At 69.6% G+C, this 20,835-nt stretch carries 28 protein-coding genes; 25 read left to right on the forward strand and 3 right to left on the reverse strand.

Annotated elements, in window-relative coordinates; all coding sequences use genetic code 11:
- The 22 genes from rplE to AB0K15_RS03980 all read left to right on the forward strand — a co-directional run bounded on the left by rplE (position 1) and on the right by AB0K15_RS03980 (position 13,425).
- Positions 1-564, forward strand: a complete 564-nt coding sequence (rplE, locus tag AB0K15_RS03875) for a 50S ribosomal protein L5 (RefSeq protein WP_364045220.1) — start codon at positions 1-3, stop codon at positions 562-564.
- A 4-nt stretch (positions 565-568) separates the two neighbouring features.
- Positions 569-754, forward strand: a complete 186-nt coding sequence (locus tag AB0K15_RS03880; protein ID WP_326568105.1) for a type Z 30S ribosomal protein S14 — start codon at positions 569-571, stop codon at positions 752-754.
- Between the two features lie 111 nt (positions 755-865).
- The gene (rpsH, locus tag AB0K15_RS03885; RefSeq protein WP_220246088.1) at positions 866-1,264 is read left to right on the forward strand and encodes a 30S ribosomal protein S8; all 399 of its coding nucleotides are present in this window, start codon (positions 866-868) and stop codon (positions 1,262-1,264) included.
- A gap of 16 nt (positions 1,265-1,280) precedes the next feature.
- Positions 1,281-1,820: a 50S ribosomal protein L6 gene (gene rplF, locus AB0K15_RS03890; RefSeq protein WP_364045223.1), complete on the forward strand. Its 540-nt coding sequence runs from the start codon at positions 1,281-1,283 to the stop codon at positions 1,818-1,820.
- Positions 1,817-2,224: a 50S ribosomal protein L18 gene (gene rplR, locus AB0K15_RS03895; protein WP_364045225.1), complete on the forward strand. Its 408-nt coding sequence runs from the start codon at positions 1,817-1,819 to the stop codon at positions 2,222-2,224. The genes rplF and rplR overlap by 4 nt, the downstream gene beginning before the upstream one ends.
- A gap of 31 nt (positions 2,225-2,255) precedes the next feature.
- Positions 2,256-2,900, forward strand: coding sequence for a 30S ribosomal protein S5 (gene rpsE / locus AB0K15_RS03900; RefSeq protein ID WP_004558874.1), 645 nt, complete (start codon positions 2,256-2,258; stop codon positions 2,898-2,900).
- A 1-nt stretch (position 2,901) separates the two neighbouring features.
- Positions 2,902-3,087: a 50S ribosomal protein L30 gene (gene rpmD / locus AB0K15_RS03905; RefSeq protein WP_020643215.1), complete on the forward strand. Its 186-nt coding sequence runs from the start codon at positions 2,902-2,904 to the stop codon at positions 3,085-3,087.
- Positions 3,084-3,530, forward strand: coding sequence for a 50S ribosomal protein L15 (rplO, locus tag AB0K15_RS03910; protein WP_360597541.1), 447 nt, complete (start codon positions 3,084-3,086; stop codon positions 3,528-3,530). The genes rpmD and rplO overlap by 4 nt, the downstream gene beginning before the upstream one ends.
- Before the next feature lie 540 nt (positions 3,531-4,070).
- Entirely contained in the window at positions 4,071-5,378 is a 1,308-nt protein-coding gene (gene secY, locus AB0K15_RS03915) for a preprotein translocase subunit SecY (RefSeq protein ID WP_360597836.1), read from the forward strand.
- The gene (locus AB0K15_RS03920; RefSeq protein ID WP_285970657.1) at positions 5,375-5,929 is read left to right on the forward strand and encodes an adenylate kinase; all 555 of its coding nucleotides are present in this window, start codon (positions 5,375-5,377) and stop codon (positions 5,927-5,929) included. The genes secY and AB0K15_RS03920 overlap by 4 nt, the downstream gene beginning before the upstream one ends.
- Before the next feature lie 44 nt (positions 5,930-5,973).
- Positions 5,974-6,750 carry a type I methionyl aminopeptidase gene (gene map, locus AB0K15_RS03925; protein ID WP_364045228.1) on the forward strand — a complete coding sequence of 259 codons (777 nt, stop codon included), beginning with the start codon at positions 5,974-5,976 and terminating at the stop codon, positions 6,748-6,750.
- 319 nt (positions 6,751-7,069) lie between these two features.
- On the forward strand, positions 7,070-7,291 hold the full coding sequence (gene infA / locus AB0K15_RS03930) for a translation initiation factor IF-1 (RefSeq protein WP_004558881.1): 222 nt from the start codon (positions 7,070-7,072) through the stop codon (positions 7,289-7,291).
- Between the two features lie 38 nt (positions 7,292-7,329).
- On the forward strand, positions 7,330-7,443 hold the full coding sequence (rpmJ, locus tag AB0K15_RS03935) for a 50S ribosomal protein L36 (RefSeq protein WP_004558882.1): 114 nt from the start codon (positions 7,330-7,332) through the stop codon (positions 7,441-7,443).
- Positions 7,444-7,647: 204 nt separating this feature from the next.
- Complete coding sequence (gene rpsM, locus AB0K15_RS03940; protein ID WP_204091690.1) at positions 7,648-8,028, forward strand: 30S ribosomal protein S13; 381 nt, start codon at positions 7,648-7,650, stop codon at positions 8,026-8,028.
- Complete coding sequence (locus AB0K15_RS03945) at positions 8,025-8,210, forward strand: hypothetical protein (protein WP_285970654.1); 186 nt, start codon at positions 8,025-8,027, stop codon at positions 8,208-8,210. Before rpsM ends, AB0K15_RS03945 begins: the two co-directional genes overlap by 4 nt.
- Before the next feature lie 18 nt (positions 8,211-8,228).
- Positions 8,229-8,636: a 30S ribosomal protein S11 gene (gene rpsK, locus AB0K15_RS03950; RefSeq protein WP_004558885.1), complete on the forward strand. Its 408-nt coding sequence runs from the start codon at positions 8,229-8,231 to the stop codon at positions 8,634-8,636.
- A gap of 23 nt (positions 8,637-8,659) precedes the next feature.
- Positions 8,660-9,265, forward strand: a complete 606-nt coding sequence (gene rpsD, locus AB0K15_RS03955; RefSeq protein WP_326568113.1) for a 30S ribosomal protein S4 — start codon at positions 8,660-8,662, stop codon at positions 9,263-9,265.
- Between the two features lie 107 nt (positions 9,266-9,372).
- Positions 9,373-10,446: a DNA-directed RNA polymerase subunit alpha gene (locus AB0K15_RS03960; protein ID WP_285970652.1), complete on the forward strand. Its 1,074-nt coding sequence runs from the start codon at positions 9,373-9,375 to the stop codon at positions 10,444-10,446.
- A 43-nt stretch (positions 10,447-10,489) separates the two neighbouring features.
- Positions 10,490-11,059: a 50S ribosomal protein L17 gene (gene rplQ, locus AB0K15_RS03965; RefSeq protein WP_364045231.1), complete on the forward strand. Its 570-nt coding sequence runs from the start codon at positions 10,490-10,492 to the stop codon at positions 11,057-11,059.
- A gap of 73 nt (positions 11,060-11,132) precedes the next feature.
- The gene (truA, locus tag AB0K15_RS03970) at positions 11,133-11,969 is read left to right on the forward strand and encodes a tRNA pseudouridine(38-40) synthase TruA (RefSeq protein WP_364045233.1); all 837 of its coding nucleotides are present in this window, start codon (positions 11,133-11,135) and stop codon (positions 11,967-11,969) included.
- An 11-nt stretch (positions 11,970-11,980) separates the two neighbouring features.
- Complete coding sequence (locus AB0K15_RS03975; RefSeq protein WP_364045235.1) at positions 11,981-12,619, forward strand: class I SAM-dependent methyltransferase; 639 nt, start codon at positions 11,981-11,983, stop codon at positions 12,617-12,619.
- A 131-nt stretch (positions 12,620-12,750) separates the two neighbouring features.
- Complete coding sequence (locus tag AB0K15_RS03980; protein ID WP_364045236.1) at positions 12,751-13,425, forward strand: alpha/beta fold hydrolase; 675 nt, start codon at positions 12,751-12,753, stop codon at positions 13,423-13,425.
- 58 nt (positions 13,426-13,483) lie between these two features.
- Here the strand turns inward: AB0K15_RS03980 and AB0K15_RS03985 are convergent, their stop codons facing one another.
- Both AB0K15_RS03985 and eccE read right to left on the reverse strand, forming a co-directional pair.
- Positions 13,484-14,203 (reverse strand): hypothetical protein, encoded by a 720-nt coding sequence (locus AB0K15_RS03985; RefSeq protein WP_220246102.1) that lies wholly within the window; start codon positions 14,201-14,203, stop codon positions 13,484-13,486.
- A complete protein-coding gene (eccE, locus tag AB0K15_RS03990; RefSeq protein ID WP_364045383.1) occupies positions 14,200-15,384 on the reverse strand; it encodes a type VII secretion protein EccE in 1,185 nt (394 codons plus the stop codon). Before eccE ends, AB0K15_RS03985 begins: the two co-directional genes overlap by 4 nt.
- 591 nt (positions 15,385-15,975) lie before the next feature.
- On the opposite strand from eccE, the gene eccB reads away from it, so the two are divergent.
- The 3 genes from eccB to AB0K15_RS04005 are packed head-to-tail and all read left to right on the forward strand — an operon-like array spanning position 15,976 to position 19,111.
- A complete protein-coding gene (gene eccB / locus AB0K15_RS03995) occupies positions 15,976-17,622 on the forward strand; it encodes a type VII secretion protein EccB (protein WP_364045238.1) in 1,647 nt (548 codons plus the stop codon).
- A 53-nt stretch (positions 17,623-17,675) separates the two neighbouring features.
- Positions 17,676-18,005 (forward strand): hypothetical protein, encoded by a 330-nt coding sequence (locus tag AB0K15_RS04000; RefSeq protein WP_364045240.1) that lies wholly within the window; start codon positions 17,676-17,678, stop codon positions 18,003-18,005.
- Complete coding sequence (locus AB0K15_RS04005) at positions 18,002-19,111, forward strand: WXG100 family type VII secretion target (protein ID WP_364045242.1); 1,110 nt, start codon at positions 18,002-18,004, stop codon at positions 19,109-19,111. The genes AB0K15_RS04000 and AB0K15_RS04005 overlap by 4 nt, the downstream gene beginning before the upstream one ends.
- Before the next feature lie 67 nt (positions 19,112-19,178).
- Here the strand turns inward: AB0K15_RS04005 and AB0K15_RS04010 are convergent, their stop codons facing one another.
- Positions 19,179-20,828 carry a S8 family serine peptidase gene (locus AB0K15_RS04010; protein ID WP_364045244.1) on the reverse strand — a complete coding sequence of 550 codons (1,650 nt, stop codon included), beginning with the start codon at positions 20,826-20,828 and terminating at the stop codon, positions 19,179-19,181.
- Positions 20,829-20,835: the final 7 nt, after the last annotated feature.

Consider the following 20,835-nt stretch of genomic DNA (forward strand, 5'->3'; position numbering starts at 1 on the left):
ATGACCACCGCAGAGAAGATCGTGCCGCGTCTGAAGACCCGGTACCGCGAAGAGATCAAGGGCGAGCTCCAGAAGGAGTTCTCCATCGCCAACGTGCACCAGATTCCCGGCGTCGTGAAGGTCGTCGTGAACATGGGTGTGGGCGACGCGGCCCGCGACAGCAAGCTCATCGAGGGTGCTGTCCGCGACCTGTCGCTGATCACCGGCCAGAAGCCGGAGGTCCGCAAGGCCCGCAAGTCCATCGCGCAGTTCAAGCTGCGTGAGGGTCAGCCGATCGGTGCGCGCGTGACGCTGCGCGGCGACCGGATGTGGGAGTTCCTGGACCGGCTGCTCACCATCGCGCTGCCCCGTATCCGCGACTTCCGCGGTCTGTCCGGCAAGCAGTTCGACGGTAACGGCAACTACACGTTCGGTCTCAACGAGCAGTCGATGTTCCACGAGATCGACCCCGACGCCATCGACCGTCCGCGCGGCATGGACGTCACGGTCGTCACCACCGCCACCACCGACGACGAGGGCCGGGCGCTGCTGCGCAAGCTCGGCTTCCCGTTCAAGGAGAACTGAGCCGATGGCCAAGAAAGCGCTGGTCCACAAGGCCGCCAAGAAGCCGAAGTTCGCCGTGCGGGGTTACACCCGCTGCAACCGTTGTGGTCGGCCGCACTCGGTGTACCGCAAGTTCGGGCTCTGCCGGATCTGCCTCCGGGAGATGGCGCACGCGGGCGAGCTGCCCGGCGTCCACAAGTCCAGCTGGTAAGAGGCTCGAAACTATTTCCCAGTTCGCCACAGGCCCCGCCCGCTGTGTTCTCCGGGACAACCCGGACGCAGACAGGGCGGGGAACCAGGCGAGAAAGGTTGACAGGTCACCATGACGATGACCGACCCCATCGCAGACTTCTTGACGCGTCTGCGTAACGCGAACTCGGCGTACCACGACGAGGTCGTGCTTCCCCACTCGAAGATCAAGGCGAACATCGCCGAGATCCTCAAGCGCGAGGGCTACATCGCGGGCTACCGCGACGAGCCGGGCGAGAAGCACAAGAACCTGATCGTGGAGCTGAAGTACGGCCCCAACCGCGAGCGCAGCATCGCCGGCCTCCGGCGCGTGTCGAAGCCGGGTCTGCGGGTGTACGCAAAATCGACCGAACTGCCGTCCGTGCTGGGTGGCCTCGGCGTCGCGATCATCTCGACGTCCGGCGGCCTGCAGACCGACCGTCAGGCCAAGCGCAACAACGTGGGCGGCGAAGTCCTCGCCTACGTCTGGTAAGGAAGGGGGCACAGACATGTCACGCATCGGAAAGCTGCCGGTCGCCGTCCCCTCCGGGGTCGAGGTGACCATCAACGGTCAGCACATTCAGGTCAAGGGGCCCAAGGGCACCCTGGAGCACACCGTCGCGGAGCCCATCGTCGTCGAGCGCGGTGACGAAGGCGCTCTGCTGGTGAAGCGTCCGGACGACGAGCGCACGAGCCGTGCCCTGCACGGTCTCACCCGTACCCTGGTGAACAACCTCGTGGTGGGTGTGACCCAGGGCTACGAGAAGAAGATGGAAATCCACGGCGTCGGTTACCGCGTGCAGGCCAAGGGCTCGGACCTCGAGTTCGCCCTCGGCTACAGCCACCCGGTGAAGATCGAGGCCCCGGAGGGCATCACCTTCAAGGTGGAGACCCCCACCCGATTCTCGGTGTCGGGCATCGACAAGCAGAAGGTCGGCCAGATCGCCGCGGTCATCCGCAAGCTGCGCCGTCCCGACCCGTACAAGGGCAAGGGCCTGCGCTACGAGGGTGAGAAGATCCGCCGCAAGGTCGGAAAGACGGGTAAGTGATCATGAGCGACACGACTACGACGAAGCGCAAGCCGGTCGGCAAGGACATCTCGACCCGCCGCCGCGTCGCGAAGGCCCGTCGGCACTTCCGCCTGCGCAAGAAGGTCAGCGGCACGCCGGTTCGTCCGCGGCTGGTCGTCAAGCGGTCCTCGCGGCACATCGCCGTGCAGGTGATCGACGACCTCGCCGGCCACACCCTGGCGTCGGCGTCCACCCTCGAGGCGGACGTCCGCGCGGCCGACGGCGACAAGAAGGCCAAGGCCGCGAAGGTCGGCGAACTCGTCGCCTCGCGCGCCAAGGCGGCCGGGATCTCGGCTGTGGTGTTCGACCGTGGCGGCAACGCCTACCACGGCCGCATCGCCGCGCTCGCCGACGCCGCCCGTGAGGCGGGGTTGGAATTCTGATGCAGATGCTCGTCAATGGAAGGAAAGCCTGATGCCGGGACGTACGCGGCAATTCGGCGGCGGCCAGGGCGGACCGGGCGGTCAGGGCGGCAACGACCGCGGTGACCGTCGCGACCGCCGGGACCGGCGCGACAGCGGCCGTGGCGGGGCGGCCCAGGACAAGACCCCGCACCTCGAGAAGGTCGTGACGATCAACCGCGTCGCGAAGGTCGTGAAGGGTGGTCGTCGCTTCAGCTTCACCGCCCTCGTCGTCGTCGGCGACGGTGACGGCCAGGTCGGCGTCGGCTACGGCAAGGCCAAGGAAGTTCCCGCGGCCATCGCCAAGGGCGTCGAGGAAGCGAAGAAGAACTTCTTCCGCGTGCCTCGCGTCGGCGGCACCATTCCCCACCCGATCCAGGGCGAGGAAGCCGCCGGTGTCGTGCTGCTGCGTCCGGCTTCGGCCGGTACCGGTGTCATCGCCGGTGGCCCGGTGCGCGCGGTGCTGGAGTGCGCGGGTGTCCACGACGTGCTGTCGAAGTCGCTCGGCTCCGACAACGCCATCAACATCGTGCACGCGACCGTCGCGGCCCTGAAGGGTCTGCAGCGTCCCGAAGAGGTCGCGGCCCGCCGCGGTCTCCCGCTCGAGGACGTCGCTCCGGCCCGGATGCTGCGCCAGCGCGCGGGCCAGGGGGTCTGACATGACTCAGCTCAAGGTCACCCAGGTCAAGAGCAAGATCGGCACGAAGCACGCTCACCGCGAGTCGCTGCGCACCCTCGGGCTGCGCAAGATCCGCCAGAGCGTCGTGCGTGAAGACACCCCCCAGGTGCGCGGCCTGATCCACACCGTCCGCCACCTGGTGGAGGTCGAGGAGGTCCAGGCATGACGGCCATCAAGATCCACCACCTGCGTCCGGCTCCGGGCGCCAAGCGCGACAAGATCCGCGTGGGCCGTGGTGAAGGTTCCAAGGGCAAGACGGCCGGCCGCGGTACGAAGGGCACCAAGGCCCGCAAGAACGTGCCCGCCGGCTTCGAGGGTGGGCAGATGCCCATCCACATGCGGCTGCCGAAGCTGCGTGGCTTCAAGAACCGCTTCCGCACCGAGTACCAGCCGGTGAACGTGGGCGACATCGCCCGCGTGTTCCCGGACGGCGGCAAGATCGGCGTCGAGGAGCTGGTTGCGGGCGGTCTCGTCCGCAAGGGCAGCCTCGTGAAGGTCCTCGGCAACGGCGACGTCAACGGCGTGAAGCTGGACGTCACCGCGGACGGTTTCTCCGGCTCTGCCAAGGAGAAGCTCGAAGCTGCCGGTGGTTCCGCCACCGCCAACTGAGGCAACTGAAGCACCTGCACCACGACTCGGGCCCATCCAGCGCACAGCTGGGTGGGCCCGAGTCGTGGTGTGGGCCGGTCCACAGGCGCTGTCCGCGCGCGGTGAGCGTCGCCGCGAAGAGCGGGCCGGAGGCGTCCGCTGAGGGCCACTGAGGACGTTGCGGCCGGCCGTGCGGTACTCGAGCCCCGCGGCCCGAACCCGTTGCCCCGCAACGAAGCAACCCTCGCCGCATCCGTGCGTCCACCGTGTAGCGGCCACCGGGACACCTACCGAAGACCGGGGCCGAACAGGTGATCATTTCGCCTGCGAACGGTCCAACCTGCGGCATCGCCCCAGGCCCCTCCGGCCCGGCTGAGACGGAAAACGCACACGCGCTGCGGACACGCCCTGTGAAGCTGTTAGAGTCGGCGACACGCTTCGGGACCACTGTGCCCTGAGGCGTTCCTGGCTTGCCTGCCAGTGAGCTGTGTTCCCGCCGGCCTCGTGCCGGCCAAGCCGATCGTCGGTAGGACAGCCGACGACGCCGAGGAGGTCCCCCGCGTGCTCAGCGCCTTCCGCTCGGCTCTCGCGACGCCGGATCTACGCAAGAAGATCCTGTTCACGCTAGCCATCGTCGCGGTCTACCGGATCGGTGCCGCCATCCCGGCCCCGGGGATCTCGTTCTCCGCCGTGCAGGCCTGTAGCTCTCAGGCCGACCAGCAGGGCGTCTACCAGCTGCTGAACCTGTTCAGCGGTGGTGCGCTGCTCCAGCTGTCGCTGTTCTCGACCGGCATCATGCCGTACATCACGGCGAGCATCATCATCCAGCTGCTGACCGTGGTGATCCCGCGGTTCGAGGAGCTGAAGAAGGAAGGCCAGGCCGGCCAGAACAAGCTCACGCAGTACACCCGGTACCTCACGATCGCCCTGGCGATCCTGCAGGCCACCGGCGTTGTCGCGCTGGCCGACCGCGGCACCCTTTTCCAGGGCTGCCAGCAGCAGATCATCCCGGACAACAGCGTCTACTCGCTGGCGCTGATCGTCTGCACCATGACCGCGGGCACCGCCGTCATGATGTGGCTGGGCGAGCTCATCACCGAGCGCGGCGTCGGCAACGGCATGTCGGTCCTGATTTTCCTGAACATCGCGGCCCGCATCCCCACCGAGGGCGCCAACATCATGAGCAACGGCGGCGCGGTCGCCCTGGTCATGATCTGCGTGTTCGGTTTGGTGATCATCGCGAGCGTCATCTTCGTTGAGCAGGGGCAGCGCCGGATCCCGGTGCAGTACGCCAAGCGCATGATCGGCCGCCGCATGTACGGCGGCACGTCGACCTACCTGCCGATCAAGGTGAACCAGGCCGGTGTCATCCCGGTCATCTTCGCGTCGTCGCTGCTGTACCTGCCGCAGCTGCTCAGCCAGCTCATCGGTGACCCGAACAGCAACTCCGGCTGGCAGGCCTTCATCCAGAACTACCTGGTCAACCAGAGCAGCTGGGTGCACATCCTGCTGTACTTCGCGTTGATCATCTTCTTCACGTACTTCTACATCACGATCACGTTCAACGTCGACGAGCGTGCGGACGAGATGAAGAAGTTCGGTGGCTTCATCCCGGGCATCCGCCCGGGCCGTCCTACCGCCGAATACCTGAGCTACGTCCTCGGCCGGATCACCCTGCCGGGCTCGCTGTACCTGGGCATCATCGCGATCCTCCCGAACTTCTTCCTGTCCCTCACCGGCAGCGGGAACAACCAGAACTTCCCGTTCGGTGGCACGGCTGTGCTGATCATGGTGGGTGTCGGCCTCGACACCGTGAAGCAGATCGAAAGCCAGCTGATGCAGCGCAACTACGAAGGGTTCTTGAAGTGACGCGAGTGGTTCTCGTCGGCCCGCCCGGCGCGGGTAAAGGTACGCAGGCGGTGGCCCTGTCGGAGCAGCTGCGGGTTCCGCACATCTCGACGGGCGACCTGTTCCGCGCACACGTCGGCCAGGAGACACCGCTCGGCCAGGAGGCCAAGCGCTACCTCGACTCGGGTGAGCTCGTCCCCGACTCGGTGACCAACGAGATGGTCCGCGAGCGGCTCGCCGAGCCTGACGCGAAGGCCGGCTTCCTGCTCGACGGTTTCCCCCGCAACACGAAGCAGGCCGAGGTCCTCGGCGAGATGCTGAAGGAAGCCGACTGCGCGCTCGAGTCGGTGATCCAGCTGCAGGTGCCCGAGGACGTGGTCGTGTCCAGGCTGATGGCCCGTGGCCGCGCCGACGACACCGAAGAGGTCATCCGCCGCCGTCAGCAGATCTACTGGTCCGAGACGGCCCCGCTGCTGGAGTACTACGCCGACATCCTGGTGGCTGTCGACGGCGTGGGCGACGTGCAGGAGATCTCGGACCGCGTGCTGGAAGCGCTGCGCGACCGCACGTGAATCTCGGAGGGTTGCGTGTTCTGCAAGTGCTCCGCCGTGGGCGCATGATCGAGATCAAGACGCCGGGCGAGCTGCAGGCGATGCGGGCGGCCGGGCTGGTCGTCGCGAAGACACTGGCCGCCGTGCGCGAGCGTGCGCGGGTCGGTGTCAGCACCGCCGAGCTCGACGAACTGGCCGAGCAGACGATCCGCGACGCGGGGGCCGTGCCGTCCTTCAAGGGCTACCACGGCTTCCCGGCGTCGATCTGCGCGTCGGTGAACGAGCAGATCGTCCACGGCATCCCGTCGAGCCGGCAGGTGCTGGCCGACGGTGACCTGATCTCGGTCGACTGCGGCGCCATCCTCGACGGCTGGCACGGTGACTCCGCCGTGACGCTCGCGATCGGCGCTGTCAGCGAGAAGGACCTCGCGCTGTCCGCCGCCACGGAGAAGTCCATGTGGGCCGGCATCGAGGCCGTGCACGCGGGCGGCCGGCTCACCGACATCTCGTTCGCCGTGCAGACCGCGGCCGAGAAGGCGGGCCGCGACAACGGCGTCGAGTACGGGATGATCCTCGAGTACGGCGGCCATGGCATCGGCCGCCAGATGCACATGGACCCGTTCCTGCCCAACGTCGGCAAGCCCGGCAAGGGCCCGCGGCTCAAGGTCGGCATGGCGCTCGCGATCGAGCCCATGCTCACCGGGGGCGGCGGCGAGACCGTGGAGCTCGAGGATGGCTGGACCGTGGTCACGGCCGACGGCTCCCGCGCCTCGCACTGGGAGCACACCGTCGCCATCACCGAGGACGGTCCCTGGGTGCTCACCGCGCCCGAAAACGACTGACGCCGCCGCTCACCCGGCCGGCAAAGTTCACCTGACCAGGCGATTCTCGCAGGTTGGGCTCTTTTCAGGCATACTGGAACCCTGGCGCCCCAGCGCCGGCTTGTAGCACAGTTACCCCCCGTTTGGGGGTCGCGACACGAGTTGCGTACACTGTCAAGTCGGCGTACTCATCGCGCCGGTTCCTGCGCGCTCGTGAACTCTCGCGAACACTCGGAGTCGGGGTGGAGTGTGCCGGAGCAGCACCCCAGTAAGCAAGGGACTCGAGCTCAAACCGATCACGCTGTGTGCATCAAGCGTGCATTCAGGGATTGCGGAGGACATGGCTAAGAAAGACGGGGCCATCGAGGTCGAAGGCCGCGTGGTCGAGCCGCTCCCCAACGCGATGTTCCGCGTCGAGTTGGAGAACGGCCACAAAGTTCTTGCCCACATCAGCGGCAAGATGCGGCAGCACTACATCCGCATCCTGCCCGAGGACAGGGTCGTCGTGGAGCTTTCGCCCTACGACTTGTCTCGTGGTCGCATCGTCTACCGCTACAAGTGATCACGAAGAGCTGAGAAGAAGCAGGAGAGTCGACAGACGTGAAGGTCCAGCCGAGCGTCAAGAAGATCTGCGACAAGTGCAAGGTGATCCGCCGCCACGGCCGGATCATGGTGATCTGCGAGAACCTGCGTCACAAGCAGCGTCAGGGCTGAGCACCGCACTCCAGCAGAGCGGATTGACGGCTACACACCCTCCCCGCACCTGCCGGGCCGCGTGAGCGGTCCGGTTCACCCCCGGACTTCAGGCCGGGGCCGGGACACCCGCAGCGCAAGCCGCGGGCACGACAGGCGAGTCGGTTCCGGAACCGGACGGGGAGAAGACCTGAAGACGAAATCGAAGAAGGAGCTACAGCGCCCATGGCACGACTCGCTGGCGTAGACCTCCCCCGCGAAAAGCGGTTGGAGATCGCGCTGACCTACATCTACGGCATCGGCCGTACCCGCTCGAAGCAGATGATCGCTGCTGCCGAGCTCAACGCGGACACCCGCGTGAAGGACCTCAGCGATGAGGACCTCATCAAGCTTCGTGACTACATCGACGAGAACTTCAAGGTCGAGGGTGACCTGCGTCGCGAGGTGAACGCCGACATCCGTCGCAAGATCGAGATCGGCACCTACCAGGGCCTGCGCTGGCGTCGTGGTCTGCCCGTCCGCGGTCAGCGGACCAAGACCAACGCCCGCACCCGCAAGGGTCCGAAGAAGACGGTCGCCGGCAAGAAGAAGGCTGGCAAGAAGTGAGCGTCAAGGGCAAGAAGGTCGTGCAGATGGGCGGCGGGAACCGTCGCGGCACGGCTTGTGTCTCGCCCAAGGCGCTCTACGCCCGCCCGATGGCGCTGCGGAACCTGTACACCGATGCCGGATCGATCATCCGACGGGGTCAGGCCGAAGCGGTTGCCGCTCACCAAGAGAACGCGCGCTAACAGGAGAACCCTCAGAACATGCCACCGAAGTCTCGTACTGCGGCGGGGGCCAAGAAGGTCCGCCGCAAGGAAAAGAAGAACGTCGCGCACGGTCACGCGCACATCAAGAGCACGTTCAACAACACCATCGTCTCGATCACGGACCCCACGGGCGCTGTGATCGCGTGGGCGTCGAGTGGTCACGTGGGCTTCAAGGGCTCGCGCAAGTCCACGCCGTTCGCCGCGCAGATGGCCGCCGAGAACGCCGCCCGCAAGGCTGCCGAGCACGGCATGAAGAAGGTCGACGTCTTCGTGAAGGGCCCGGGTTCGGGCCGCGAGACGGCGATCCGCTCGCTGCAGGCCGCCGGTCTCGAGGTCGGCACCATCCAGGACGTGACCCCGCAGCCTCACAACGGCTGCCGCCCGCCCAAGCGGCGCCGGGTCTGAGGAACGGGGAGGAGTAAGAAGAAATGGCTCGTTACACCGGCCCCGCGACGCGTATTTCGCGTCGCCTCAAGGTTGACCTCATCGGCGGCGACCAGGCTTTCGAGCGTCGCCCCTACCCGCCGGGCCAGCACGGCCGCGGGCGCATCAAGGAGTCCGAGTACCTCCTGCAGTCGCAGGAGAAGCAGAAGGCTCGCTACACCTACGGCGTTCTCGAGCGCCAGTTCGTCCGGTACTACAAGGAAGCCGTGCGGCGTCCGGGCAAGACCGGTGAGAACCTGCTGCAGATCCTCGAGTCCCGGCTGGACAACGTGATCTACCGCGCCGGCATCGCCCGCACGCGCCGCCAGGCGCGCCAGCTGGTGAGCCACGGCCACTTCCTGGTCAACGGCGTCAAGGTCAACGTCCCGTCGTTCCAGGTCTCCAAGTGGGACATCATCGACGTGCGGCCGAAGTCGTTCTCGATGCTGCCCTTCGTGGTGGCGAAGGAGTCCTTCGGCGAGCGCCCCATCCCGGCGTGGCTGCAGGTCGTCCAGTCCAACCTCCGCGTGCTGGTCCACCAGCTGCCGGAGCGTGCGCAGATCGACGTTCCGGTTCAGGAACAGCTGATCGTCGAGCTTTACTCGAAGTAATTCAGCTTCCGGGCTGAGTTACGGGCGGCGGCGCAACAGGTGCGCCGCCGCCGCGCCATCCCTTCGACGTCATATGGCGGGCGTCGTCTGGAAAGGAACCAGAAGAAATGCTGATTTCCCAGCGGCCGGCTCTCGGCGAAGAGACGGTCAACGAGACCCGCTCCCGGTTCACCATCGAACCGCTGGAGCCCGGCTTCGGCTACACGCTCGGCAACTCGCTGCGGCGCACGCTGCTGTCGTCCATTCCGGGCGCGGCCGTGACGAGCATCCGCATCGACGGCGTGCTGCACGAGTTCACCACCGTTCCCGGGGTGAAGGAAGACGTCACCGACATCATCCTGAACCTCAAGGAGCTCGTGGTGTCCTCGGAAGAGGACGAGCCGGTCACCATGTACCTGCGCAAGCAGGGCCCCGGTGAGGTCACGGCTGCCGACATCGTGCCCCCGGCCGGCGTCACCGTGCACAACCCGGACCTCCACATCGCGGCCCTGAACGGCAAGGGCAAGCTCGAGATCGAACTCGTCGTCGAGCGCGGCCGCGGTTACGTTCCGGCCCTGCAGAACAAGCAGGCCGGCGCCGAGATCGGCCGCATTCCGGTCGACTCGATCTACTCGCCGGTGCTGAAGGTGACGTACAAGGTCGAGGCCACTCGTGTCGAGCAGCGCACCGACTTCGACAAGCTGATCCTGGACGTCGAGACCAAGCCGTCGATCACGCCGCGCGACGCGGTCGCCTCGGCGGGCAAGACGCTGGTGGAGCTGTTCGGTCTCGCTCGCGAGCTGAACGTCGACGCCGAGGGCATCGAGATCGGCCCGTCGCCGCAGGAAGCGGACACCATCGCCGCCTACGCGATGCCGATCGAGGACCTGGACCTCACCGTCCGGTCGTACAACTGCCTCAAGCGCGAAGGCATCCACACGGTGGGCGAGCTCGTCTCGCGCAGCGAGGCGGACCTGCTCGACATCCGCAACTTCGGTGCGAAGTCGATCGACGAGGTCAAGCTGAAGCTGGTCGGTCTTGGCCTGGCGCTCAAGGACAGCCCGCCCGGGTTCGACCCGACCGCGGCTGCCTCCAGCTACGACGGTGAGGGCTGGTCGGGAAGCGTCGCCGGCATCGGCGGCGGGATTTCGGACGAGGGCCACGACGATGGCCAGGACTACGCAGAGACGGAGCAGCTGTAAGGCCGCGTAGGCCTGGAGCTGTGCAGCTGAACTAGGAGAACCAATGCCCACCCCTACCAAGGGAGCCCGGCTCGGCGGGTCGTCCGCGCACGAGCGGCTGATCCTGGCCAACCTGGCCACGCAGCTGTTCGAGCACGGCAAGATCACCACGACCGAGGCGAAGGCCCGCCGGGTGCGCCCGCTGGCCGAGAAGCTGATCACCAAGGCGAAGCGGGGCGACCTGCACAACCGTCGCCAGGTGCAGAAGGTCGTGCGTGACAAGGACGTCGTGCACAAGCTCTTCGCCGAGATCGGTCCGCACTTCGCGGAGCGCGCCGGCGGTTACACCCGCATCACCAAGACGATGCCGCGCAAGGGCGACAACGCCGCCATGGCCGTCATCGAGCTGGTCGCGGAGAAGACCGTGACGTCGGAAGCCGAGCGGGCTCGCAAGACGAAGTTCGCGAAGGACGAGAAGCAGGCCGAGGCCGCCGTGGTCGAGGAGACCACGTCGGAAGAAGCCGTCGCCGAGGCTCCGGCCGAGGAGACCACCGAGGCCCCGGCTTCGGAGGAGGCTTCGGCTTCGTCGGACTCGGACGAGGCCGCTGACGACGCGGACGCCAAGAAGGACTGAAGTCCTGACGGCACCGTCGACACCGGACGAGCCCGCCACTCCCTCCGGGGAGGGCGGGCTCGTTCGTCTGCGCTTGGACGTTTCCTACGACGGCACGGACTTCTCGGGCTGGGCCCGCCAGCCCGGCCGGCGCACCGTGCAGGCCGAGCTGGAAGCGGCCCTGCAGCGCCAGCCTCCGGGCGCGTCCGTGCCCAAGTCCGTGGTCGTCGCGGGGCGCACGGACGCCGGCGTGCACGCGACCGGTCAGGTCGTGCACGTCGACGTCGTCCCGCTGGCGCCCGGCGCTGCCGGCCGTGTGCCCGTTGACGCGCACGGCATCCCGGACCTGACGCGCATGACGGGCCGCTGGAACAAGCTGATGCCCGCCGACGTGCGCGTGCTCCGCGCCCGCGTCGCCCCTGCGGGCTTCGACGCCCGCTTCTCGGCCATCCGCCGCCACTACCGCTACCGCGTATCGGACGCGCCCTGGGGCGTCGATCCGCTGCGCCGCAACGACACCCTCGCCTGGGGCCGTCCACTGTCGACGGACGCCATGAACGAGGCCGCCGCGGCCCTGCTCGGCCTGCAGGACTTCGCGGCCTACTGCAAGCAGCGCGAGGGCGGCACCACGATCCGTGAGCTGCAGCAGCTGGAGTGGACCCGGCTCGACGAGCACCTGCTGGAAGTCCGCGTCTCCGCCGACGCCTTCTGCCACTCGATGGTCCGCAGCCTCGTCGGCGTCCTGCTGATGGTCGGCGACGGCCGCCGCCCTCGCTCCTGGCCCGCCGAGGTCCTCTCCAGCGGCACGCGGGACAGCGCCGTCGCCCCGGCCCACGGCCTCACGCTCACCGCCGTGGACTACCCGCCGGACGCGGAACTCGCCGCGCGCGCCGAGCAGACGCGCAACGTCCGCTCCGCCGAGGACCTGTAGCTTCTCTCCGCGTGGGAGACGAGGCGGAGCACCAGCACCGGACCAGGGCGGCCTACGACGGCGTCGTCGAGCTGTACGCGGCGCTCTTCGCCGACCGGCAGCTGGAGACGATGCCGTTCACGCGGACCATGGTCCGCACCTTCGCCGAACTGGTTGCCGCGACCGGCAACTCGCACGTGGCCGACATCGGCTGCGGCCCCGGCCACATCACCGCTTTCCTGAGTGACCAGGGGCTGGCCGCTCGCGGGCTCGACCTGTCGCCGGGCATGGTCGAGCACGCCCGGAAGTCCTTCCCGGCGCTGCGCTTCGACGAGGCCCGGACCGAAGCCCTTCCGCTCGAGGACGGCTCCCTCGGCGGCGTGGTCGCCCACTACTCGCTGATCCACACCCCGCCGGCGGAAGTGCCCGCGTTGCTCGCGGAGCTGACGCGCGTGCTGGCCCCGGGCGGGCTGGCCCTGGTCTCGTTCTTCGCGACCGACGGCCCGGAGCCGGTCCGCTTCGACCACAAGGTCGCGCCCGCCTACAGCTGGCCGGTCGACCGCTTCGCCGGGCTGCTGACCGCCGCCGGCCTCGCCGAGTCCGCCCGGCTCGTCCACGACCCGCGGTCCGAGCGGGGTTTCCTCGACGCACACGTGCTTTCGCGCCGCTAGCGGGCTCGCGGCGGCCGGAGCCGAACTTGGCGGCGAACGGGCATCACGGGGCGGCTTGCCGGTGGTGAGCCACGCTGCGGGCGTGATGACCTGGTGTGGTCCTCGATCGCGAGCCGAGAAGGAGATTTGCCATGACGACGTTCGTCCTCGTGCCCGGTGCGTGGCACGGTTCCTGGACGTTCGAGTCGGTCGTCCCGCTGCTGGAGCGGGCCGGGCACACCGTCCACGCGCTGACCCTGACGGGATTGCGGCCCGACGATGACGACGTGACGGTGGCGAGCGCCAACCTCGACACCCACGCCGACGACGTCGTGAGCCTCCTGGATCGCGCCAGCATCACCGAAGCGACGCTCGTCGGCCACAGCTACGGCGGGATGGTGATCTCCGCCGCGGCCGACCGCGCGGGCGGGCGAGTGTCCCGGCTGGTTCATCTCGACGCCTACGTGCCGCGCGACGGCGACTCGTGCTGGTCGTTGACCACCGAGGCGTACCGGCAGTCGTTCGTGGCCGGTGCGGCCGGCACGGGCCACGCCGTCAGTCCGCCGTACCGCGCCCCACACGGCGGCGATCCCCGCCGCCGTCCCCACCCCCTCGCCTCGCTGGTGCAGACGATCCGGCTCACCGGCGCCGTCGATCGCGTGCCCCGGCGCGATTTCGTCTACTGCTCCGGCTGGGAAGACAGCACCCCCTTCGCCGGACTCCGCGCCCGGCTCCGAGCCGATCCGGGCTGGCGCGTCCACGACCTCCCCACCGCCCACAACGCGATGCGGGAGGCGCCGGGTGCCGTCGCCGAGTTCCTGACCTGAACACAGCGAAGGCCTCCTCGAACGCGTCGAGGAGGCCTTCACCACAAGCGAAACCGGCTCAGTCGCCCCGGCGCACCGGGCCGAGCAGCTGCTGTTCCTTCTGCGTCGTCACCAGGCGCAGCGGCCGCCACAGGTTGCGGCCCAGGGCCACGACCTGGTCGTCCTTGAGCGTGGTCAGCTGACGCATCATCTGCGGCGGCAGGCGCCAGATGCGGGCCGCCAGTTCGGCCTGTCCGGCGGGCAGGCGCTGCATCAGCACGAGGTCCGCGGCGTTGGCCGTCGCGCCGGCCTGCGGGTGCAGGTACGGCAGGACGTAGACGGTCGTCTGCCACGGCGAGCGCGGCGGGAAGAGGTCCTGCGGGGTCGGGCCGCCGTCGGTGACCACGAGCAGCGGCGCGTCCTCCGACGGGCGCGGAAGCTCGACCGGCGACAGGCGCCGGATCTGCACCAGGGGCGACGGCCGCCCGTCGCGGTTGCCGGCGGCCTGGGAGAGCACCTGCCAGGCCGCGGGACGCCCGGTGGCCACAACCACCCACGCGCCCACCGCCATCGCGCGCAGCGCCACCTGACGGGCCAGGTACAGCCCGCCCACGAGCACGATGCGCGTCGGCGTGGAGCGCAGGGCGGAGATGGTGAGCGGTTCGCCCTTCAGGCCCGAGCCGAGGACGATGCCGCCGCGGTCGCCCGAGGGGCTGATCGCGTCGAGCATCGCGGGGTCGACCGTGAACTCCGGGGCCACGCCGGGGTTCTGCCCGGCGTCGCGAAGGCGGGTGCTCATGCCGTACCTCCGATCGGCAGGGTGGCGGCGAACGCCGAGATCTGCAGGCCGCGCAACGGCGTCAGGTCGACGTCGAGGCGCTCCGAAATGGACTTGAGTCGCTGGTCGGCGGCCTCGAGCTCACGCGGGTTGCGGGCGCTCACGCGCACCACGCCGCGCAGGCCGATCCGGCCTTCGTCCGCCGCGGGGGAAATCGACATGGCGACCGTGGCCGACAGCGCGCGCACGCTCGTGAGCGCGTCGAGGCTGCCGGTGATCTTGCCCTTGGGCCAGCTCGTGATCGCGTAGCTGGAGTGCCCGATGCCGGCCGCCGTGACGCCCGTCCAGCTCTCCTGCAGCGTGACCTTCGTCGACGACCCCGCCACGGCCGTGAGCTCCGCGGCGGAGATGCTGGCGCGCAGCAACTCGTCCGGGTCCAGCGGCCGCGTCGGCACGCCCTGCGACTCCAGCGCGTTGCGCACGCGCGACAGCGCACCGATCAGCGCACGGTGGGCGCCGACGACGCCGCCACCGCGTTCCCGGATCGCCTCCGGGCAGCGGCGCGGGTCGAGACGGATCGCGATCCACGTGGTGCGCCGGGCCGCCGCGGGCAGCGGGCCGAGCACCTCCATGTACGAGCTGAGCGCCGGCGAGTCCGACGGCAGCGCCGCGGAACCCGGGTAGCTGTGCCAGATCATCTGGATGGAGTCGAGCACCACACCGCGGTCCTCGAGGCACGGCGCGAGCGCCGACAGCGGCAGGCTCGGCGCGCCGCCGGCCTGGGTGATCAGTGCGGGCGTCGGCTCCACGAGGAGCACCGCCGTCCACGTGCCGTCGTTCCAGGCGAGGCCGACCTGCTGGCGCTCGTGGTCGACGCCGTGCGCCACCACGAGATCGGGCACGGCCAGGCGCAGCAGGTTCACGCGCGCGTCGTCCGGGCCCGTCACGGTGGTGTTCTCCGCGGCCAGCTCTTCGAGGCTGCTGGGCGGCGGCGGGGTCGCGACGCGGTCGTGCGAACGGAAGCGGTAGCGCAGTGTCAGGCCGAGCCACTGGGTGAACCAGCGCCCGCCCCAGCGCAGGAACGCGAAGATGAGGAACACGGCCGCGACGCCGATGGCGATGTACTTCAGCTGCTCCATGTTGATGGCGAGCAGCACGAGTCCGATCGCGACACCCACCTCGAGGAGCACGAGGTTCGCCACGGGCAGCGGGCCGAGGTTGATGCCGCCGGACCGCTGACGCGAGGGCGGCGCCAAGCGCGTCGCGGTCGCGGTGCCACCGCCCTGCGGCGAGCCACCGGGACCGGGGCCGTCAGGGCCGGAACCGCCGGAGCCGGGTCCCCCAGGTCCACCGGGCCCGCCAGGTCCCCCCGGACCTCCGGGGCCGCCGGGTCCCCCCGGGCCGCCAGGTCCACCGGGGCCGCCCGGGCCGCCGCCACGGGGGCCGGGTCCACCGGGGCCGCCAGGTCCACCGGGTCCACGCGGAACTCCGCCGGGGCCGCCAGGACCGCCCGGCACGCCACCAGGTCCGCCCGGTCCGCCTGCTCTGCCCGGCCGCTGCGGCGGGCCCGGAGGACGTCCTCCGGGCGGCGGTGGCCCGGGGGGCCCTGGCGGACGTGGAGGCGTGGTGACGGACATCCGCGCGTTCTCTTCCCCTCGTGAGTGCTACGTTCCCGGAAAGCCGGTCCCGAGGTGTCCGACCCTAGCTTGAGTTGGTAGAAACCCCACACCAGACGGTCCCCGTACGGCTATCCTGCGGAACCGTACCGCGACGGGGAGGACTGTAGGTCGAGAATGCCATCAACACCCACGACTAAGAGTCAGGTTCAGGCCTACAAGTTCGTCATGCGCCGGATGCAGTCGGCGCTCGTCCGCCGCGACGCGGTGATGCTCCACGACCCGATGCGGACACACTCGCGGGCGACCGTCGTCGGGGTGATCCTCGGCGTGCTCGGCGCGGTCGTTTTCGTGTTGATCGCCCTGCTCAGCCCCGCTCCGTCGGTGCCCGCGTCGGGCGGCATCGTGATCGGTGAGCAGTCCGGCACCGTTTACGTGGTCACGGGAAATCCGCAGAAACTGATTCCGACGTTCAACCTCGCTTCCGCGCGCCTGATCCTGCTCGCGCAGTCGCAGCAGCAGACGCAAGGCGCACAAGGCGGAGCGCAGCCCGCCGCGGCTAATGCGGCGCCGGCCGCGGCGGTGATTCCGACCGTCGTCTCCGATGAACAGCTCAAGAACATTCCGCGGGAGAAGCTGACCGGCATTCCCGATGGGCCACAACTTCTGCCCGACACGACCCAGCGCATTTCGCCCAACTGGGCGGTCTGCGACCAGGTGGAGCTCGACACCCGGCTGCCGCTACCCGACAGCGTGAACCGCACCGACACGACCGTGATCGGTGGCGTGGCGAACGTCGGCACGGAGCTCGACCGGGGCCAGGCTCTGCTCGGCCGCGCGGACGACGGCAAGACCTACCTGATCTACCGCCTGGCGGCCACGCAGGCGCGGCCCGACGCCAACACCGTGCGCGCCGAGGTCGACCTCGGCGACAACGACCCGGTACGGGCGGCGCTGCAGCTGCCGGCCAAGGCGCGCAAGGCTTCCCAGGCGTTCCTCAACGCGATCCCCGACGTCGGCAAGCTGGTGCCGCCGGTCGTCCCGGGCGCCGGTGAGACGCCGCCGCAGGACTTCGACGGCCTCACCGTCGGCGACGTGTTCTCCACGAGCCCGTCGGGTGCGCCGACGGATTTCTGGCTGATCACCCGGGACGGCATCCAGAAGGTGTCGTCCGCGGTCGCCGACATCGTGCGTGTGGCGAAGAACGGCGGCGGGAGCAAGATCACCGACCTCGGTCTGGAGAAGATCAACAACGTCCGCCGGCTGCAGCCCACCGACAGCGGGTTCGTGAAGGTCGACAACTACCCCGAACAGACCCCGACCGTGCTCGACGCCACGCAGGGCTCGCCGGTGGCGTGCCTCGGCTGGTCGTTCGACGTCAACAAGAAGACGGCCCACACCTCGGTGTACGTGAGCAAGGGCCTGCCGGCCGAGACGACGAACGCCGACGGCTCGAGCAAGGTCCAGAGCATCAGCACCACCGGCCCGAACGGCCTGCCGATCACCGGCTTCTACATGCCGCCGGGCTTCGGCGCCGTGGTGCAGTCGGCCACCGAGTCGAGCGCGACGTTCTTCAAGGGCCCGATCCAGCTGATCAGCGACCGCGGCCTCCGCTACGGCGTGCCGGACCAGGCGACGGCCGCGGCGCTCGGCCTGACCGACGCGCTGCCGGCGCCGGAGTCGATCATCGGCCTGCTGCCCACGGGTTCGTCGCTGAACACGCAGAACGTGATGAAGCAGTTCGACTCCGTGCCGATCGACCCGAACGCCGGCTCGTTCCAGTCGCCGGCCAACCAGCAGGCGGGGCAACCGGCGGGGAACTGAAGCGGGTTCGCGTCCGTCACACTCGAAGACAGTCGGGTGAGCGGAGGGATGTCGTGGCAGCGGGGAACAACGCGCTGAACATCGACGGTGAAGTCGTCGGCGGCTACGCGGCCAAGGTCGCGCTGGCTGCCGACGAGCTGGACACGGCCGCGGGCGGCGTCGGTGCGGGAGCGACCACGGCCGAGGCGTACGGCGAGCTCGGTGGCCGCCTCGGTTTGGACCAGTCGTACGCGCGGGCGTCCGGGGCGTTGCGCCGGCAGCTGCAGGCGGGCGCGGCCGCGCTGCGGTCGGCCGCGGAGGCGCTGGACCAGCTCACCGCCGGCCACGCGCAGCGTGACGCCGACGCGGCGGAGCAGATCAAGCGTGCCGGGGGGCTGTCGTGACGGAGCCGTCGCTGACGTTCGTGTCCGAGCTCGCCGGTGAGCTCGGCGTGACCGACCCCGTCGAGACGTACTACCGGCCGCTCGTCGGCCGCTGGACCGAGCTCGACGAGGAAGCCCAACGCCTGCGCGCCGCGGCGAAGACGGCCGGCGGCGTTTCCGCCGACCTGGCCGACGAGCTGGGCCGGCTCGACGCGTCGTGGTCCGGTGAGGACGCCGACGCGTTTGTCACCTACCTGGGCGAAATCCGGTCCGCGAGCGAAGGCGTCGAGGACGCGCTCGACGAACTGGCCGGCGCACTGGAGGAGCTGTCCGGATCCCTGCGCAAGATCGTCGGCGACGCCACCGACGTGCTCGTGGACTCGGCCGACCTGCTGTCGGAGTCGGCGATGCTGCCGGTCGGCGGCGTCAGCCGCTCGCGCACGCAGCTGCGCGAGACCGAGCAGTCGGTGAAGTCGCTCTACGACGCGGCGGAAGACGTGCTGCAGCACTTCGCGCAGCTGTGCAACGGCGTGGACGCGCCGGCGGGGGAGCAGTCGAGCATCGCGGTGCGGCAGCACTACCCGCAGGAGCAGTTCCGGCTGCACGAAAGCGATTCCGCGCCGGCACCGCAGCACTCGGCGGTCACCGCGGCGCCGTCCGCATCGGAGGAGCCGACGCACGACGGCGCGGCTCAGCAGGCCGCAACCCACACCGGCGCGGACGCCGCGACCGCACCGGCCCACGCCGGCGCCACGGCCCCGTCGGCCGACGACTCCGTTTCGGCGTCCGCGGCCGAGGAACCCCACCAGGGCAAGGAAACCGGCGCCGACCCTCGTCTCACGCAGGGACAGGCGGGCGTGCCGCCGGTCGGGCCGGAAGGCCTCGCCCCGGCGCCCGCCCCAGCCGCCCAGAACGAGTCCGGCGGCATGTCGATGATGCCCATGATGCCGATGGGCGGCATGGGCATGGGCGGCGGCGGAATGGGCGGCGGTGGCGGCTCGCGCCAGGCCAAGAACCGCACGCCCGCCAAGCCTTCCGAGCTTCTCGGCGATCCCGCGCCGGTCACGCCACCCGTGATCGGGGAGGACCCTCAGAAGCCCGCCAAGGCCAAGAAACCCCAGCACTGACCGGAAGGGGCCGCCCACCGCTTTTCCGCGGTGTACGGCCCCTTCAGCGTCTTCGGACGGATACTGCTCAGCTCGGCGGGCCGGTCGGGCGGTTGCGCCGGATCGTGTGCATCACGAACAGCGTGATCAGCAGTGCCACGACGCCGCCGCCGGTGCCGGCCAGCGCGACGATCATCGGCGTCGAGCTCATCGAGTCGGCCGGCGGCAGCTTCGCCGTCTGCACCACGGGCTTCGGTGCCGCGAGGATGCCGACGTCGTTGGGCAGGTTCGCGGTGAGCGCGGCCACCGGGTCGATCACGCCGTAGCCCACGAAGTCGTCGCGCCCGCCCGGGGCGGCCGGGTGCTGCGCGGTGGCCTCGATGCGCTGGATCACCTGGCGGGCCGTGAGCTGCGGATACATCTGGCGCACGAGCGCGGCCACCCCGGCCACGTACGGCGAGGCGAAGCTCGTGCCCTGGATCGGCGACTGCTGGGTGCCCTCGATGGTCAGGTTGGCCAGGCCCGTCGAGCCCTCGGCCGGGTCGAGCGACACGATGTCGGTGCCCGGCGCGGCGACGCCGACCCACGGCCCGTGCACGCTGAACGACGCGACGCCGCCGGTTTCGTCGATCGCGCCGACCGACAGCACGTCGTCGGCGAACCACGGCGGCGTGACGATCGAGCGCGGCTTGTTCGGGTCGGCCTGGTCGTTCTGCGGGCAGTCGTCGGAGACGTTGCCGGCGGCGGCGACGACCACCACGTTGTGGTCGGCCGCGAACTTCACCGCGGCCTGCACCTGCTGTTCGCCCGCCTGGATGCTGCCAGCCCCGTCGGCTGCGCGGCAGTGGTCCACCGACATGTTGATCACGCTGGCTTCGCCCCGTTCGGCGATGCCGTGGATGATCTCGGCCAGCGTCTTCAGCGTGCCCGCGGTGCCTTCCTTCTGCAGCTGCCGGGTGTCACCCTTGTCGTCCTGCTGGGGAGCGGTCCCGCCGACCTCGCCGCCACCACCGCCGGTGCCGGGCAGCTGACCGCCGTTCTGGCCACCGGGCGGGGTGCTGCCGTTCTGGTTGCCAGGCGGAGTGCCGGTGCCGCCACTGGGCTGCCCGGTGTTGTTCGAGGCGTTCTGATCGACCGCGTAGTTCGAGCTCAGCTGTCGGTACGAACGGATCGTGGCGTCGGGTGCGACCCCGATGAAGCCGACCTTCGGGTCCTGCGGGTTGCCCGCGATGATGCCGGCGACCTCGGTGCCGTGGCCGTCGCAGTCCTGCAGGCCGGGCTGAGCGCCGTTGTCGGGCGTCGCGACGTAGTCACCGCCGCTTTCGACCCGGCCCTGGAACCACGGGTGCGGGGTGACGCCGGTGTCGACCACGGCGACGGTGATGCCCCCGCCGACCGTGCCCTTGGCCGAGCGCACGATCTGCTGGGCCTTGTCCAGCTGCAGGTAGCTCTGGCCCCACGGGATCGTGTTGATCTCGATGTTCTGCCCGAGGCTGCGCTTCACGCACTCGGTCTTCTTCTGGTAGGGCTGGTCGGGTTTGCGCTCGTCGGGCGGCAGCGCGCTCTCGTCCACCTGTGGTGGCGTCGCCCACGTGCCCGCGGCGTCGGAGCCCTGCTGGGCCGACGCGGGCGAGACGAGCGCGAACGGCGACAGCACCCCGAGCCCGGCCGCGAGCAGGACGACACCCGTGCGGCCACCGATCCTGAGCCGCCGGACGAACGGACGTCGCGCGCGCATCTGCTGC

Source organism: Amycolatopsis sp. NPDC049253, from assembly GCF_040678995.1.
Lineage (GTDB): Bacteria > Actinomycetota > Actinomycetes > Mycobacteriales > Pseudonocardiaceae > Amycolatopsis.

Excerpts from the sequence above, each read along its gene's own strand:
- rplE (WP_364045220.1), top strand. The coding sequence starts at position 1 with ATGACCACCGCAGAGAAGATCGTGCCGCGTCTGAAGACCCGGTACCGC.
- AB0K15_RS03880 (WP_326568105.1), top strand. The coding sequence starts at position 569 with ATGGCCAAGAAAGCGCTGGTCCACAAGGCCGCCAAGAAGCCGAAGTTC.
- rpsH (WP_220246088.1), top strand. The coding sequence starts at position 866 with ATGACGATGACCGACCCCATCGCAGACTTCTTGACGCGTCTGCGTAAC.
- rplF (WP_364045223.1), top strand. The coding sequence starts at position 1,281 with ATGTCACGCATCGGAAAGCTGCCGGTCGCCGTCCCCTCCGGGGTCGAG.
- rpsE (WP_004558874.1), top strand. The coding sequence starts at position 2,256 with ATGCCGGGACGTACGCGGCAATTCGGCGGCGGCCAGGGCGGACCGGGC.
- rpmD (WP_020643215.1), top strand. The coding sequence starts at position 2,902 with ATGACTCAGCTCAAGGTCACCCAGGTCAAGAGCAAGATCGGCACGAAG.
- rplO (WP_360597541.1), top strand. The coding sequence starts at position 3,084 with ATGACGGCCATCAAGATCCACCACCTGCGTCCGGCTCCGGGCGCCAAG.
- map (WP_364045228.1), top strand. The coding sequence starts at position 5,974 with ATGATCGAGATCAAGACGCCGGGCGAGCTGCAGGCGATGCGGGCGGCC.
- infA (WP_004558881.1), top strand. The coding sequence starts at position 7,070 with ATGGCTAAGAAAGACGGGGCCATCGAGGTCGAAGGCCGCGTGGTCGAG.
- rpsM (WP_204091690.1), top strand. The coding sequence starts at position 7,648 with ATGGCACGACTCGCTGGCGTAGACCTCCCCCGCGAAAAGCGGTTGGAG.
- rpsK (WP_004558885.1), top strand. The coding sequence starts at position 8,229 with ATGCCACCGAAGTCTCGTACTGCGGCGGGGGCCAAGAAGGTCCGCCGC.
- rpsD (WP_326568113.1), top strand. The coding sequence starts at position 8,660 with ATGGCTCGTTACACCGGCCCCGCGACGCGTATTTCGCGTCGCCTCAAG.
- AB0K15_RS03960 (WP_285970652.1), top strand. The coding sequence starts at position 9,373 with ATGCTGATTTCCCAGCGGCCGGCTCTCGGCGAAGAGACGGTCAACGAG.
- rplQ (WP_364045231.1), top strand. The coding sequence starts at position 10,490 with ATGCCCACCCCTACCAAGGGAGCCCGGCTCGGCGGGTCGTCCGCGCAC.
- AB0K15_RS03980 (WP_364045236.1), top strand. The coding sequence starts at position 12,751 with ATGACGACGTTCGTCCTCGTGCCCGGTGCGTGGCACGGTTCCTGGACG.
- AB0K15_RS03985 (WP_220246102.1), bottom strand. The coding sequence starts at position 14,203 with ATGAGCACCCGCCTTCGCGACGCCGGGCAGAACCCCGGCGTGGCCCCG.
- eccB (WP_364045238.1), top strand. The coding sequence starts at position 15,976 with ATGCCATCAACACCCACGACTAAGAGTCAGGTTCAGGCCTACAAGTTC.
- AB0K15_RS04010 (WP_364045244.1), bottom strand. The coding sequence starts at position 20,828 with ATGCGCGCGCGACGTCCGTTCGTCCGGCGGCTCAGGATCGGTGGCCGC.